General features: G+C 67.1%; 9 protein-coding genes and 2 pseudogenes. 7 read left to right on the top strand and 4 right to left on the bottom strand.

Annotation, left to right across the window (positions count from 1 at the left end; all coding sequences use genetic code 11):
- Window positions 1-2 precede the first annotated feature (2 nt).
- Window positions 3-467 carry an SRPBCC family protein gene (locus SGFS_RS49360; RefSeq protein ID WP_286259321.1) on the top strand — a complete coding sequence of 155 codons (465 nt, stop codon included), beginning with the start codon at window positions 3-5 and terminating at the stop codon, window positions 465-467.
- An 85-nt stretch (window positions 468-552) separates the two neighbouring features.
- Here the strand turns inward: SGFS_RS49360 and SGFS_RS49355 are convergent, their stop codons facing one another.
- Window positions 553-3,576, bottom strand: a complete 3,024-nt coding sequence (locus SGFS_RS49355; protein WP_286259320.1) for an MGH1-like glycoside hydrolase domain-containing protein — start codon at window positions 3,574-3,576, stop codon at window positions 553-555.
- Between the two features lie 610 nt (window positions 3,577-4,186).
- Between SGFS_RS49355 and SGFS_RS49350 the strand changes: the two genes are divergently transcribed.
- Complete coding sequence (locus SGFS_RS49350; RefSeq protein ID WP_286259319.1) at window positions 4,187-6,235, top strand: alpha-L-fucosidase; 2,049 nt, start codon at window positions 4,187-4,189, stop codon at window positions 6,233-6,235.
- Between the two features lie 422 nt (window positions 6,236-6,657).
- On the opposite strand, the gene SGFS_RS49345 is transcribed toward SGFS_RS49350, so the two are convergent.
- Together SGFS_RS49345 and SGFS_RS49340 are read right to left on the bottom strand one after the other, a co-directional pair.
- Window positions 6,658-7,251 carry a VOC family protein gene (locus SGFS_RS49345; protein ID WP_286259318.1) on the bottom strand — a complete coding sequence of 198 codons (594 nt, stop codon included), beginning with the start codon at window positions 7,249-7,251 and terminating at the stop codon, window positions 6,658-6,660.
- A 338-nt stretch (window positions 7,252-7,589) separates the two neighbouring features.
- Window positions 7,590-8,345 carry a FadR/GntR family transcriptional regulator gene (locus tag SGFS_RS49340; RefSeq protein WP_286259317.1) on the bottom strand — a complete coding sequence of 252 codons (756 nt, stop codon included), beginning with the start codon at window positions 8,343-8,345 and terminating at the stop codon, window positions 7,590-7,592.
- Window positions 8,346-8,674: 329 nt separating this feature from the next.
- On the opposite strand from SGFS_RS49340, the gene SGFS_RS49335 reads away from it, so the two are divergent.
- From SGFS_RS49335 to SGFS_RS49325, 3 genes and pseudogenes are all read left to right on the top strand, one after another.
- Window positions 8,675-10,039: an ABC transporter substrate-binding protein gene (locus SGFS_RS49335; protein ID WP_286259316.1), complete on the top strand. Its 1,365-nt coding sequence runs from the start codon at window positions 8,675-8,677 to the stop codon at window positions 10,037-10,039.
- Window positions 10,036-10,950, top strand: a complete 915-nt coding sequence (locus SGFS_RS49330; protein ID WP_286259315.1) for a carbohydrate ABC transporter permease — start codon at window positions 10,036-10,038, stop codon at window positions 10,948-10,950. Before SGFS_RS49335 ends, SGFS_RS49330 begins: the two co-directional genes overlap by 4 nt.
- A gap of 124 nt (window positions 10,951-11,074) precedes the next feature.
- Window positions 11,075-11,212 (top strand): annotated as a pseudogene (locus tag SGFS_RS49325) (carbohydrate ABC transporter permease); the annotation flags it as partial.
- A 132-nt stretch (window positions 11,213-11,344) separates the two neighbouring features.
- Here SGFS_RS49325 and SGFS_RS49320 read toward each other — a convergent pair.
- Complete coding sequence (locus tag SGFS_RS49320; RefSeq protein WP_286246900.1) at window positions 11,345-12,508, bottom strand: pentapeptide repeat-containing protein; 1,164 nt, start codon at window positions 12,506-12,508, stop codon at window positions 11,345-11,347.
- A gap of 168 nt (window positions 12,509-12,676) precedes the next feature.
- Here SGFS_RS49320 and SGFS_RS49315 point away from each other — a divergent pair, with 168 nt between their 5' ends.
- Together SGFS_RS49315 and SGFS_RS49310 are read left to right on the top strand one after the other, a co-directional pair.
- A complete protein-coding gene (locus SGFS_RS49315) occupies window positions 12,677-13,579 on the top strand; it encodes a transposase family protein (RefSeq protein ID WP_286246902.1) in 903 nt (300 codons plus the stop codon).
- A 55-nt stretch (window positions 13,580-13,634) separates the two neighbouring features.
- A pseudogene (locus SGFS_RS49310) lies at window positions 13,635-14,345 on the top strand (carbohydrate ABC transporter permease); the annotation flags it as partial.
- Between the last annotated feature and the right edge of the window lie 20 nt (window positions 14,346-14,365).

Raw genomic sequence — 14,365 nt, 5'->3', positions numbered from 1 at the left:
CCATGACGACGGAGCGGTTCGAGGTGCGGCGTGAGATCGCCGCGCCGCCTGCGCGGATCTTCAGCCTGCTGTGCGATCCGAACGGGCATGTGGCGATAGACAGTTCGGGGATGCTTCAGGCCGCCACGGGCGACCCGGTGGCCGGCGCCGGGGACTCGTTCGTCGTACACATGGATCGGGAGGCGCTGGGCGATCTGCCGATGGGCAGGTACGACGTCACCGTGGTCATCACAGGGTTCGAGCAGGACGCGTTCATCGAGTGGACCCCGACGTCCCCGGACTTCGTTCCCTCCGTCAACCATCACTACGGCTACCGCCTCCGGCCCACCACGACCGGCACCCAGGTCACGTCGTACTACGACTGGAGCCGGATCCACGAACGGTACCGGGCCGCCGGGGTGTTCCCCATCCTCCAGGAGTCCGCGCTGCGCGCCACGCTCGGCATCCTGGCGAGGACCGTCGAGTAGGGCGCACCCAGCGGAAGGCGGCGGCCGGGCCTCGGGGTCCCGAGGCCCGGCCGTAACCGATTAAACCGGTTACTCTGTTACACGGTTACGAGTTGAACGGCGTGGCGCCGTCGTCGGTGATGATGCGCCACAGGTGGTCGGCAGTGCCGGTGTCGCCCCACTGCAGGGCCTGGGCCCCGGACGACGTGGACATGCCGTCGATGCCCAGGACCATGCCGCTGTTCTTGTTCACGAGCTTGCAGTAGCCGCCGCCCGCGTCCACCACGGACCAGAGATGGTCGGCGGTGAGGGTGTCGCCCCACTGGAGCGCGGTGGCACCTGCCGTCGTGGAGGCGTCCTTGATGCCGAGGACCTGGCCGCTGTTGGTGTTGAAGATCTTGTAGTAGCCGTTCTCGGCGGGAACGATCTTCCACCGGTGGTTGGCCGTGGTGTTGGCGGTCTGCTGCTGGACGGCGCCTCCGGGGGCGATCGAGGAGCCGGCTACACCGAGCTCCAGGTTGCTGTTCTTGTTGATGATCTTGACTTCGGGTGTCTCCGGGTACCAGGACTCCAGCTCGGTGACGCCGACGAACTTGCCTGCCTGCGGGGTGAAGACGACCCGGAACTGCGAGGTTGTGATCGTCGGGAAGGTCACCTCGTTGGCGTTGTTGGCCCTTGGTGTGGCCGGGCTCTTCGTCTGGCTCGGGACGTTCACCCACGCGCCGTCCTTGAGGTACTGGACGGTGTAGCTCGCCGGGACGCGGATGTTCGCGCCGTCGTCGTACGTGTAGAACTTCACCTCGTTGATCTTCCGCGGCGCCCCGAAGTCGACGCCGAGGTGGTCGGTGGCGTTCGGGGAGCCGGAGTTGGTCCAGCGGTCGTCGGGGATCTTGTCGTAGCGGATCCAGCCGTCGGTGGCCCGCAGGGGTGCGTCGAAGGTGTTGGGTTTGCACGTCTGGCCGCTGTGGCAGTGCGGGCCGTTGGAGACGGTGTTGGTGTAGGAGGCGAAGGCCTTCGGGTAGGGCTGGGTGATCGTGCGGCCGAGCCAGTCCTGCTCGGCGGTCAGCGGGTTGGCCGCCACGTTCATCAGCCGCTGCTGCGCCGCCGGCGTGACCGGGTCTGCCACGTTCACCGTGGTGTTGCCGACGGTCGAGGACTGGTGGATGCGTTGCCCGTCCTGGAAGATCTGCAGGCCGCTGCCCTTGCCGTAGTGCGAGCCGTCGCGGTCCCAACGGATCGAGAGGGTGTGCCCGTGGTAGGGCACGTTCTCCACTGCGAAGAAGTCCCAGCCGGACGGGATCAGCGGCTTCAGCACCAGCGTGTTGTTCGCCTGGGGCTTGATGCCCAGCAGACCGGAGAGCACCAGGTCGTTGAAGCTGGAGTGGTTGTAGTTCTCGCTGAAGTTGAACCCGTCGTAGATCCAGTCGCCGGTGTCACCGTTGGCGGCCTCGGCGATGTAGGGCTTGCCGTCCTTGTGCTGGAGGTCGGCGAACTGCGCGAGCATGGACTGGTAGTCGGCCTTGGTGACGTAGCTCTGCGCAGGGTAGTCCTGGAGCAGGTTGGCCATGCCGGTGAGGATCTGGCTGGTCTGGAAGGGCCAGCTCGGGCCGTTCCAGTGGCAGCAGTTGGCGTCGTCGCGCTTCTGCTGGGCGGGGATCGCCTCGTAGTTGAAGTACGGGTTCGTCGCGATCCTGTCGAGCTCGGCGAAGCCCGTTCCCTTGGTGAACTTCAGCGTGTTGGCACCGGTCTTCATCGGCACCTGCACGGTGACGGACTTCGCCTCCGAGAAGCTCCCCCAACTGCCGGTGGGGGCGTAGCTGACGGTGACCGGGTTGGCGGTGTCGCCGTTCACGACGACCGTGTGCGTCGACGTGCTGGTGGTGCCGTTGGCGTAGTGGACCGTCACCGGATACGTACCGTTGCCGGGCGCGTCCACGGTGAAGGTGACCGCGCTGTCGTCGAAGTCGATCTGTCCGACGTACTTGCCGTTGGAGGCCGTCGACGCGCTGTGGGTGTTCGCGTGGGTGACGGCGGCCTGCTCGGCCTCGAAGTCGTGCACCCGCTCCAGCGTCGTGGGCCCGAACGCCGCCCCGAACCGCTTCGGGTCCGTCAGGTACTTCCACGCCGACGAGTACTGCGCGTCGGGCAGGTTGAACGCCCAGGGGGCGAATCCCATCGCCTCACGCCAGGTCGTCCTGGTCTGCTTCAGCGTGCCGTTGGTGCTGTTCGTGTTGTAGACCTGCATGAAGAACTCACGCTGCGGGTCCCAGAGCGAGTTCTGCACCCCGGCCTTGAGCGAGGCGGCCTTGTCGCTGTACTCGGTCGCGGTCGCGCTGTCCCCGGTCATGGTGGCGATCTTGCTGATCGCCTGCGCGGCACTGAACATGTACGCGTTGATCGTGGGCCGGTAACCGGGGCCGCCGCTGAACCAGTTGCTGCTGTGCATCGACGTCTCGGTGTACTCCGTGGCGTCGGACAGCGGGGTCTGGTGGTACAGATCGCTGGAGGACTGCGTGCCGTTCACCGTGATGTCGCTGGTGAAGTTCGAGTCCCACTTCTTGTACAACGCGATGAGATGCGGGAGATCGGCCTTGATCTCAGCCGCGTCACCGGTCACCAGGAAACGCTGGTACGCGGCGCTCGTGATCCACTCACTGAAGTTCCGCGCGCCCGAATTGCCCGCCCCGCGCAGCCAGAAGTCCAGATAGTCACCGGCGTAGTCCCGGTTGCGCAGCCAGCGCGCGTCCAGCAGGTGGTAGCCGGTGGCGTCGGGGAGCGCGGTGTACGGGTTCCCGGCGTAACCGATCGGCACGTCGTACTCGGTCGACACGTACCCCGTGCCCGGCACGGTGTAGCGGAGCGCGCGCTTGTAGGTGCTCCACCGGTAGTAGTAGACGTCGTCGATGTCGTTGTCGGGGGTGTCCAGGAACGGAATGTTGTCCTTGTACCACTGCGGCTCGTCGAGCTGGTTGGCGGCGAGGATCGCGTCCTTGTCCAGTGCGACCGCGTTGGGGTCGTCGGCCGCCTGGGCGGGACCCGCCCCCGGCCCTCCGACCAGCAGGGCTGTCGCCAGAATCGAACTGGACAGGGCGGCCGCCACGCGGTTGCCACGTCTGGGTTGGTAGCGCATCGGGGGGTGTCCTCCATTGGGCACGCATTCGAACCGTTCGACAAGTCGAACAGTGTTCGAAATCCTGCGAGACCGTAGCGACATGCCGGGATTGAAGTCAATAGGCGTGACATTGCTGGACCGGATCACGGGGAGGAGCGGCACCCGACAGGACTCAACCAATGAAATCGTGCGGCTTGTTCGCGGCGCCATGACGAACGCCATTGCGCGCCGGTGCCGGCCTTCACCGAACCCCTGCGACTGGATCCGGCACGGGCACTGCACATCACCGCGTAGCGGCGCACTCCCGCTCCGCCCCTGCGAACTGCCTCAGTCGTCCCCCGAGCACGTGAGGCGCATACGGGCCGATGAGTATCCCCCCGAAGAGATCCGATGTATCGCGGTTTGCCTCGCCACTATAGCCGACCTCCACGCCCTCACCCTCGCAGAGAATTCTCCACAGAATCCTTATTTTCCAGGGATTCTCGCCTCAGCTCTAGACAGGGGCATGGCCGTGCTCATATAAATCCATCCGATGTCTCCTCGTGGTACGAGGCTGAGCAGAGTGCCCAGGCCGGCGTACCGCTCGTAACGCCCTGCCTTCCCTCCCCTTGACACATGGAGCCGCACCATGTCCTCTGCCTCCCTCAGCAGACGCTCTCTGATGAAGGCCGCCGCCCTTGCCGGAGGAGTGGCGGCCTTCGGGCTGCCGCAGGTTTTGTGGCCCTCCACCGCCGAGGCGTACACCGTCCCCTCGAAGATGGACTGGTGGTACCAGGCCCGGTTCGGGATGTTCATCCACTTCGGGTCGTACTCGCAGCTCGGCCAGGGCGAGTGGGCGTTCACCAACTCGCAGTGGAGCAAGGCGAACTACCAGACCCAGGTCACCCAGAACTTCAACCCGAGCCAGTTCAACGCCGCCCAGATCGCCGAGCTGGCCAAGAACGCCGGCATGAAGTACCTCGTGATCACGGCCAAGCACCACGAGGGCTACGCGATGTGGGACTCCAACGTCGCGGGCTTCACCGACACCACCGGCACCAAGCTGTACAACCTGCACGACTACAAGGGCTTCCAGACCGACCTGCTCATGCAACTCAAGACCGAGTGCGAGAGCCGCGGGGTCAAGTTCGGCCTGTACTACTCGATCCTCGACTGGAACCACCCTTCCCAGATCGACCGCCACGAGAACGGCCTCTCGACGGTTTCGTCGCAGGCCGCCCGCACGGGCTACATCGCCGACATGAAGGCGCAGCTTCAGGAACTGCTGGACCGCTACGACCCGGCAGTGCTGTGGTTCGACGGCGACTGGTTCGACGAGCCCTCCAGCCCCACCCTGGAAGACTGGTGGCTGGAATCGGACGGCGTCGACCTCTACAACTGGCTGATCGCCCGCAAGCCCGGCCTCATCGTCAACGAACGGGTCAAGCGGGGCCACCGTCTCGGCGACTACGACGTCGCGGAGTTCGGGATACCCGCCGAGCCGATGGGGCGACAGTGGGAGCGGTGCGCCACCATGAACGACGCCTGGGGTTACAACGCGGCGAAGGAGAACTCCTACAGATCCGTCAAGGACATCGTGCAGGAGCTCGTCACGGTTGTCTCCCGGGACGGCAACCTCCTGTTGAACATCGGCCCCAAGGGCGATGGCTCGGTCACAGCGGGAACCCAGACCGTCCTGACCGGCCTGGCCTCATGGATGTCGACGCACAGCGACAGCATTCACGGCACCAGCGGCAGCCCGTTCGCCGGCGAACCCGCATGGGGCAAGGTCACCAAGAAGAACGGCAAGCTCTTCGCCCATGTCTTCACCTGGCCCACGAACGGCCAGCTGCGGATCCCGAGGGTCGACAACACGATCAACCGCGTCTATCTGTTGAACAACCCCTCGGTCTCGCTCTCGTACACCGTCACCGACCAGATCAACGTCACCGTGCCGGCCACCGCGCCGAACGCCACCCTCCCCGTGGTGTGCGTCGAGGTCCAGGGCATGCCCACGAGGGTCTCGCCGTCGGTGTTCCAGAACGTCGACTACCAAGGCACCCGCGGCGTTCTGAAGCTGGGCAGCTACACCTCCTCCCAGCTGTCCGCCGCCGGTCTGGGGCCCGCCATGGCCTCCTCCATCCTGGTGCCCGACGGCTACCAGGTGACGGGCTACTCCGGCGACAACTTCACCGGCACCGCCTGGACGTTCACCTCGAACGCCCCCGACCTTCGGGTGACCGGCAACAATGACGTCATCGCCTCGCTGAAGGTGACGTTCAACCCGGCCACGTACTTCCGCCTGGGCAACGCCACGAGCGGCCTGGTGCTGGACAGCGGCGGCAGTTTCTCCAGCGGCTCGAACCTGAAGCAGTGGGAGCCGATAGACCACCCCAATGTCCAGTGGCAGGCGATCGAACTCGGAAACGGCTACTACCGGCTCGTCAACCGTGGCAACAACATGGCCGCCGACGGCTGGGGCGCCACCAACAACGGCGACCCGGCCCGGCAGGCTCCCTGGAACGGCGGCACCAACCAGCAGTGGCAGATCACCGACCGCGGCAACGGCCGGTACTCGATCGCCAACCGCAACACGGGACTGGTCCTCGACGGCGGCGGCATGGCCCCCGCAGGGTCCGCGGCCAAGCAGTGGACGTGGCAGGACAGCACCAACCTGCTGTGGACGTTCAGGGCTTGACCCGGCTCCTGGACACGGGCTGTGTGGCTGGGGCCAGGGTAGTTGATGTTGTATCGAGTGCTGCCTCGTAGACCGGGACCGCATTGTCCGAGGCTGGAGTGACTGCCTCGGGTGTTGTCGCGGTGCAGCCGGCGGAACAGATCGAGGCGGGCTGCAGGCTCGTCGGCCAGGCACTTCGGCCTCCCGCACGGCGGCAGGTGTCGGTGAACGCGGGGCTCGTGTACCGGGCCCCGCGTTCGTGTGCATGACGGCGTCGCCGAGGCCGCCGCAGCACGGCCTGGCACATGGTGCGGGCGACCGTCTTGTGGTTGGCCAATGGCCGCTCTCACGCAGTTCGGCGGTGCTCCTGGGGGCACGCCGTAGGTGCCCTCCGCGCCCTGATGGACCTTGCGTATCAGGGCCCTAGGTGGGGCCAGACATGGTCAGCACGTGACGTGGAACTCGTTCCCGCCGGCGTCGAGGAACCCGCCGGGTTCCCTGTCGTGATGGGTGACCTCCAGGCGCAGTCTGTTCCGCCCCGACTTCGGTGCCGCAGGCGGTCCCATCACCAGCGAGAGCGTGCTGGTGGGCCTCCGGCGCAGCCGGACGCCCCAGTTGTGGGACTCGACCGCGTGCCAGTCGGCCTGGGACTCCCAAAAGGCCCACTGCGCGTAGCGGTCGTCCTCGGCGACGTCGAGGCAGATCGCGACGAGGCCGGAGTCGGCGAGCACACCGGGGTGACTGGGACGCAGCACACAGAACTCGTTGCCCTCCGGATCGGCGAGCACGTCCCACGGAACGTCCCCCTGGCCGATGTCGACCCGCGTGGCCCCGAGTGTGAGCAGGCGCGCCACCTCGGCCTCCCACTCCGGTCCCCCGGCCAGGTCGAGGTGGAGTCGGTTCTTGTGCGCCGCCTTCGGCTTCGCGGTCGGCACGAACCGCAGCCGCAGGCCGCCCGTCCGGCCCCGCGTCGCGTCCAGCCAGAAGCGGTCCATGCGCGCGGCATCCAGCGCGTCGATCACAATGCCGCTCAGCATCCCGTTCCCCCAAGTCGTCGAACCCGTCGCCTGCTCATTGTCGCCACCGCTGCCGGCGTCACCATCGGAACGGCCGGGTCGGGACGGAGGGATCAGCCCGACCAGCTCGTCGGCCGGCTGGGGAGCGGGTCGGCAGCCCGGCCAGGGCACCGTGACGGTCTGCTGGTCTCCCGCCGCCACGAGCCGGAGCGCGGTGGACCGGGTGACGAGCACAGGCCCCGCGGCTCAAGTCATTCTGAAATGATCAAGACAGAGACGCCCCGTCGGGAAACCAGTCGCGCGGGAGCAGACACCCGGACCGCGGCCGAGGCGCGGCGCGAGCGGCCTGGACCAACCGGCTATCCGAACAGCCGCCGCTGGATGGCGCGACGGTAGTCCTCAAGCGTCTTGTCCAGGTGCACGGCGGTCGCCTGGGCCGCGGCTTCGGGCCGACCGTCCCGAATGGCCTCGTAGATGGCCGCATGCTCCTCGACCGCGGCCTCGGCATGCTCACTCAGCACGTCATGGATACCGATCGCGCTGGACTGTCGCTGCAACCGGCGTGCGTCACGTACGGCCTCGACGAGGAAGGTGTTGTGCGAGGCCGCCGCGACCCCAGCGTGGAAGTCTTCGTCCGCCTGGTTGAACACCTCCACCTGCCCGTGGACGAAGCCGTGGCGGCACGTCTCCACGGCGACCTCGATGGCCCGCAGTTCCGCGGGCGTGGCCCGGGTCGCCGCCAGACTACTGGCCGCCATCTCCTGGACCCTGCGGAACTCGAACAGCGAGAAGATGTGATCGAGATCGGTGGGCCGGAAGAAGCCTCCCCAACGGCTCGCGGTCAACATGCCCTCGTCGTCCGCGACGAAGAGGCCTCGCCCTTTGTGCGCCCGGACTCGTCCGAGCGCGGAAAGGATCTTCACCGCTTCGCGGACCACGGCCCTGCTGGTGCCCAGTCGGCCGGCCAATTCGATCTCGGTGGGCAGCCGGTCACCAGGGGTCAGGCGCGACTCGGCGATGAACTCGAGGATCTGTTCCGCGACGCGCTCGTAACCAGGGCGGTACTCGCCGTTCCCCTCCGTGCCGCCAGTCAGCGCCCCCGCTGTGTCACTCATCCCCGGCCTCCATTGCTGATGTGGCTGAAGCACACCTGATCCGCTTCGCAGTCACTCGACATGTTACAGACGTCCGCCCCATAAATGAGTCGTACTTATTTCAGGAAAGTGCCCAAGGAATCCACCTCTCCATCCTTGGCGAGGTGCTCAGTAATCCGACATAACGCCACAAACAATCCAAAAACGCTTCGCAACTCTGGGAAATTGTGCCTGCACATCCTCTTGACCTGGATCAGGATAGGGCGCCTAATTTCTTCCGCAAGCCGACGTCCCCTCGTCCGGCGACCCCCGCCGCTCTGCTCAGGGCGCCACAACGTAGTGGAGTACTCATGGCCACAAGGAAGCCGTTCACCGATCGCGGGAAACTGTTCCCCAGGAGGCGGTCGGCGCTGCTGGCCGCCTGTGTGGCGACCGGGATCCTGACCGCCGTATCCGCCTGTGGCGGCAGCGGAACCGCCACGACCACGAAAGACGGCTTCGCCCAAGCGCCGCAGAAGGACGGCGCGTTCACGGTCTGGGTGGACTCGACCCGACTGGCCGCCGCGAAGCTGTACCAGAAGCAGCACCCGGACGTAGAGATGAAGATCGTCACCTACGACGGCAACGCCAACGGGTCGAACTACCTGCAGACAAAGGTGCAGCTCTTCAACCGCACCGGCAAGGGCTGGCCGGACGTCGTCTTCAGCTCGCAGAACAACGAGGCGACCTGGGCGGTCGATGCCGACTTCGTCGCCCCGCTCAACAAGGGCCTGGTCCCCGAGAGCACCCTCAGCGGGTTCGCCAAGGGAGCAAACGACGTCTGCACCGTGGACGGCACTCTCTACTGTCTGCGCAACGACCTCTCGCAGGCCGTTCTCTGGTACAACGCGCCGCTGATGAAGAAGTGGGGCTACAAGCTGCCGACGACCTGGGAGGAGTACCAGAAACTCGGCGAGAAGGTGGCCGCGCGGCATCCCGGATACCTCGTGGGTGACGCCGGTGACTCCTACACGCCCGAGGTCTACCTGTGGGCGAGCAAGTGCGGCGCCAACGACATCACGGGGCCCAAGTCGGTCTCGGTGAACACCACGAGCGCCAACTGCACCAGGATGGCCGAGCTCATGGACGTGCTGATCAAGAAGAAGTCGATGTCGATCAGCGGCGTGTTCAGTACCGACTTCGGTAAGAACAAGGCCGACAAGGTGCTGATGATGCCCGGCCCCGCCTGGTACGGCGGCGCACTGTTCAAGGGCACCTTCAAGACGCCGGCCAAGCAGATCGCGGCAGCCCCCATGCCGCAGTGGAGCGGTGAGACCTCCCCGTCCACCGGCAACGTGGGCGGCGGTACCTGGCTGCTGTCCAAGCACTCCGAGCACCTGAAGGCGGCCACCGACTTCCTGACCTGGGTCACGACGGACAGCGCCTACCAGGGAGATATGTCTCCCGGCTTCCCCGCCTACGCGCCGGCGGCCGAGACCTGGCTGCGGCAGCAGAACGCCTCCGGCTACTACGCCGGTGACATCAGCGTCCTCAAGGACGCCTCCACCCAGGTCTGGCCCCAGTGGGGCTCGGGTCAGTTCAGCCAGGAGGCGATCTGGGCCGCCACGGTCAAGCCCGGCATGACGCAGGGCAAGACCATCGTCTCGCTGCTGCCCGCGTGGCAGGACTCCATCGTCAAGTACGCCAAGTCCAACGGATACAAGGTCTCCCAGTGACCGTCACCCACTCCCCGGCCGGCTCCACCCGGCGGCGCCCTCGCGGCGTCTCCCGGCAGAGCCGGGCCGGGGCGGCCTTCGTCGCCGCCTACGTCGTCCTCCTGATCGCCTTCGGTGTCGTCCCCACCGCGTACGCCGTCTGGTTCGCCTTCACCGACGCCCAGGGCGCCTTCACCGGTCTCGGCAACTTCGTCACCACCGCGCAGGACTTCCGCTTCGTTCCGGCCCTCGGTCACGTCGCTCTGTACCTGTTGCTCTGGCTCGTCTCGCTCGTGGTCCTCGTCGTGGGACTGGCGCTGCTGCTGCACCGGATGGCGTCGCAGGGAGCCTCGAAGACACTGAGGTTCCTGTTCTACATTCCCGGAGCGCTCGCCGGCGCCGCGAGCGTCCTGGTGTGGCTGTTCATGCTCGACCCCACGGTGAGCCCGGTCAGCTCCCTGCTGGGTGTCCTGGGCTACGGCACGTTCGGCGAGGTCATCGCCCCCGCCAATCTGCCGGTGCTGTTCACCGGCATCGCGTTCTGGACGGGTGCGGGGGGCTGGATCGTCGTCATCTACGGCGCCCTCAACAACATCCCGAGCGATGTGATGGAGGCCGCCCGGATCGACGGCGCCGGCCCCTGGCAGACGGCGTGGCGGGTGCAGATCCCCATGCTGCGGAAGTGGATCGTCTACATGGTGATCCTCGCCTTCGCGGGCGGCGCTCAGCTCTTCGTCGAGCCGCAGCTCCTCTCGCTCGCCAGCGTCGGGGTGGCCGGCCGGGACTACTCCCTCAACCAGCTCTCCTACGACTTCGCCTTCCAGATGAACAACATCAACGGAGCCGCGGCCATCTCCGTCGAGCTTCTCGTCATCAGCCTGTCGGCCGCCGCCCTCTTCGTCACACGGTCGGGATTCTTCGATGCCGATTAGAACTCACCCGCACCCGCCCGCAGCCGAAACACGTGCCCCCCGGTCCGGTCACGGGACCGCGGGCCACGCCTCTCGGCCTACGCCCCGGCCTCGTCGTACTCCCGTACGACGCCACGCGTCCCGGCTGCTGGTCTGCACCGTACTCGCGGCGTTCGTGGTGTTCTTCGTCCTGCCGGTGCTGTGGCTGGTCCTCGCCGCGACGAAAACGGATCACCAACTCGTCCATGACAACCCGCTCTCGTTCGGTTCCTGGCACGCGCTAACGACCTTGGGAGCGATACCAGCCCCGGATCTGCCTGGCGGTCTGGGCCCCTGCGCGATCAGGACGCCGCTGAGGAGGAGTGGTGCCGTCAGGCGGATCGCGGTCGCCGCTGTCTTGACCGGCGTGTCTTGGTCAGGGAGTGGACCGCAGCGGTGGCGCCTGCCACGTCATCCCCGGGGGCTGGAGTAGGGGCGAGGGCTCGGGGCCAGGGTCATCGGTGTCGACGACTCCGGCGGCCGTGTGGTCGAAGTCGGCGGGCCAGCGGGTGTGCTCGCTGGCCACGGCGCCGGTCAGGCGTGCTTCGACAAGGTTGGCGGTGCTCAAGTCGGTGCCGCGCAAGTCGGCCATGCGGAGATCAGCGCGTTGGAAGACCGCTCCGTGGGCGACGGCCTTGCGCAGGTTCGCCTCGCGCAGGTCGGTCTCAGTGAAGTCGGCGTCACGCAAGTCGGTTTCGACCAGCTTCGCGCCCCGTAGGTCGGCCAGAATGCAGCGAGCCCGGCGGAGAATCGCAGTCGTGAGGTCGGCGTGCCGCAGGTTGACCGAGACCAGGGACGCCTGGGTCAGATTGGCGTGGTACAGGCCCGCGGCCTCCAGGCAAGCGCGGTCGAAGTTGACCTCGGGGAACCAGAGTCCGTCGCAGTCGGCCCGGCGCAAGTCGGTGATGCTGAGATTGACCCAGGACTGCTCCCGGTGCTGGCACAGCACGCCGAGCGCGGTCAGCGCCACCTGGGCGTCGGCGGCGCGAGTCTCCAGGGGTGCGATGTCGTTGATGGGCACGTCTGCCGCCGGTGATTCCGGCCCGGCGGGTGGCCAGGGCAGGTGCGTACGCAGATACGCGGCCTGGATGGAGATGATGGCCTCCCGGTCGCGGGCGGACTGCTCGGCGATCCGCCACAGCGCGTGCAACCCGCCGATGCGCACATCCAGCTTGTCGCTGCCGAGCTGGTCGACGGCCCGGCTGAATCGGTCGGTGACGTAGCCCTCCTGGGTGGCGCGCAAACCGTCCTGACTCACCCGCAGTTGCCGCCAGGTGGCGTACGCGCCGAAGAGCACGACCAGGCCGCCGACCACCTGCAGAAGCGTCGTACGGACATCGTTCACCGCCTTCAGTCGATCCTGTGCGGCGACGCTCGCCCCGGCGAGATCGTGGTCGACCACCACACCCGGCAGTACGACGAACACCGTGCCTAGAACGACCAGCCCCGCCGCCCCGGCCAGCAGAGCCACGGCTGCACGACGCCTGACCAGCCCGTCGCGCCATGCCCGCCGCCCGCGGTCCGGTTCCCCCATCTCCATGGGCACAGGAGCCTAGGCTCCACTCAGTAAACGATCAAGAGTGCTGTGGCACTGGCCCGTGACATGAGAACGGCCTTACGGGTTGGGTAAGTTGTGAGGTTTATTTGGGCCCGTGCGGCCTGTTCCCATCCTGCCCTGTCCGGGGTCCCGCGCGCACACTTCGGCGAGTTGCTCAAAGAACTCGCGCCCCGATGGCAGGCCGCGCGGGAGTCGGCGCTACACGAGCGGCGTGGCGGAGACCGGAGACGGGCGGCCGGCGCCGGGCCCAAGCAGCGCCTGGTCTTCGTCGACCGACTTCTGGTCACGCTGGTCCACCTGCGGCTTGGGATCCCGCACGCCGCTCTAGCCGAGTTGTACGCAGTGGACCGCTCCACCGTCTCCGGAGCGATTCGCGAGGTCCGCCCGCTGCTGGCGGCCCGCGGCTTCGCCGTCCCGGACCGGCCGGGGGTGCGGCTGCGCACGCTGGAGGACCTGTTCGCCTACGCCGGCACGGAGGGCGTTGACCTGCGCATCGACGGCACCGAAGTGCAGGTCCGCCGCCCCCGCGCCCACCGCTCCGGCCGCAAGGCGTTCGTCTCCGGCAAGAAGAAGCAGAACACCATCAAGACCACCACCTTCAGTGACCCGCAGGGTCGCACCCTGTTCAGCGGCGTGGTCCGGCCGGGCCGCATGCACGACCAGACCGCCGTGCGCACCGAGGGCATCGCCGAGCAGTTCCTCCGGCACCCCAAGGTCAAGGCTGTAGTCGACGAGGGCTACCGGGGCCTGGCCAACGAGTTCCCCGGCCAGGTCAGTGCCCCGCCGAAGAAGCCGAAGGACGACGCGCCGCTGGGCGAGCACCACGCCTGGCGCGAGCAGCGACGCCGCCAGTCCTCCGCGCGGATCTGTGTGGAGCACACCAATGCCGAGTACAAGCAGTGGCGGCCCCTGCAGCGGTTCACCGGCCGCCGCGAGACCTACGCCGAGACTCACCTCGCGATCGCCACCCTGGTCTCTGACCGCTCCGCCCGGCGGGCGACCCGCCGCAAGGCGAGCACTGAGCTGGTGCTCGCCCGGCAGGCCGCCTGCTGATCACCCACCAGCCAACCCGCCAGGCCAGCACGCCCCGAACTCAATCGCTCCCAAGGCTGTAAAGGCCAACTGGGACGTCCTGACCGGCTTCCAGGACGCCGCGATCCTGCAGTGGCTGCGCAACTCCGCGCTCTACGCGGGGATCTCCCTGGTGATCACCCTGTGTGTCGCGGTACCGGCCGGTTACGCGCTGGCGACGACCGAGTTCAGGGGTCGGCGCACGCTGCTCGTCTCGACGCTGATCGTGATGCTGATGCCGAACGCGACGCTGGTGGTGCCGCTCTTCCTGGAGATCAACGCGGTCCAGCTCATCGGAACGATGTGGTCGGTCGTCCTGCCCTACGCCTTCTACCCGTTCGGCGTGTACCTGACCTACATCTACTTCACCACCGCCGTACCCAAGGATCTGCTGGCGGCGGCCCGCATGGACGGCTGCACGGAGTTCGGGGTCTTCCGCCACATCGCGCTTCCCCTCGCCGCACCGGTCGTCGCGCTCGTCGGGTTCTTCAGCTTCGTCACCAACTGGACGAACTACTTCCTGCCGTACGTGATGCTCCCCGAGAGCGACCAGATGCCGGTGCAGGTCGGTATCGGCAGCCTGCTGAGCAACGTTCCCTCGTTCAATCCGACGGTCGGCTCCCTCGCCATCGAACGGCCGCAGCTCGCTCTGGCCACGCTGCTGGCCATCACGCCCGTGCTGATCGTCTTCCTCTTCTCCCAGCGCTTCCTGGTCGCAGGAATGCTGGCCGGCGCCACCAAGCAATGACCTCCGCTCACCCGGCGCGA

This window comes from Streptomyces graminofaciens (genome assembly GCF_030294945.1).
Taxonomy (GTDB): domain Bacteria; phylum Actinomycetota; class Actinomycetes; order Streptomycetales; family Streptomycetaceae; genus Streptomyces; species Streptomyces graminofaciens.
This window is presented reverse-complemented; position numbering and strand designations above follow the sequence as displayed.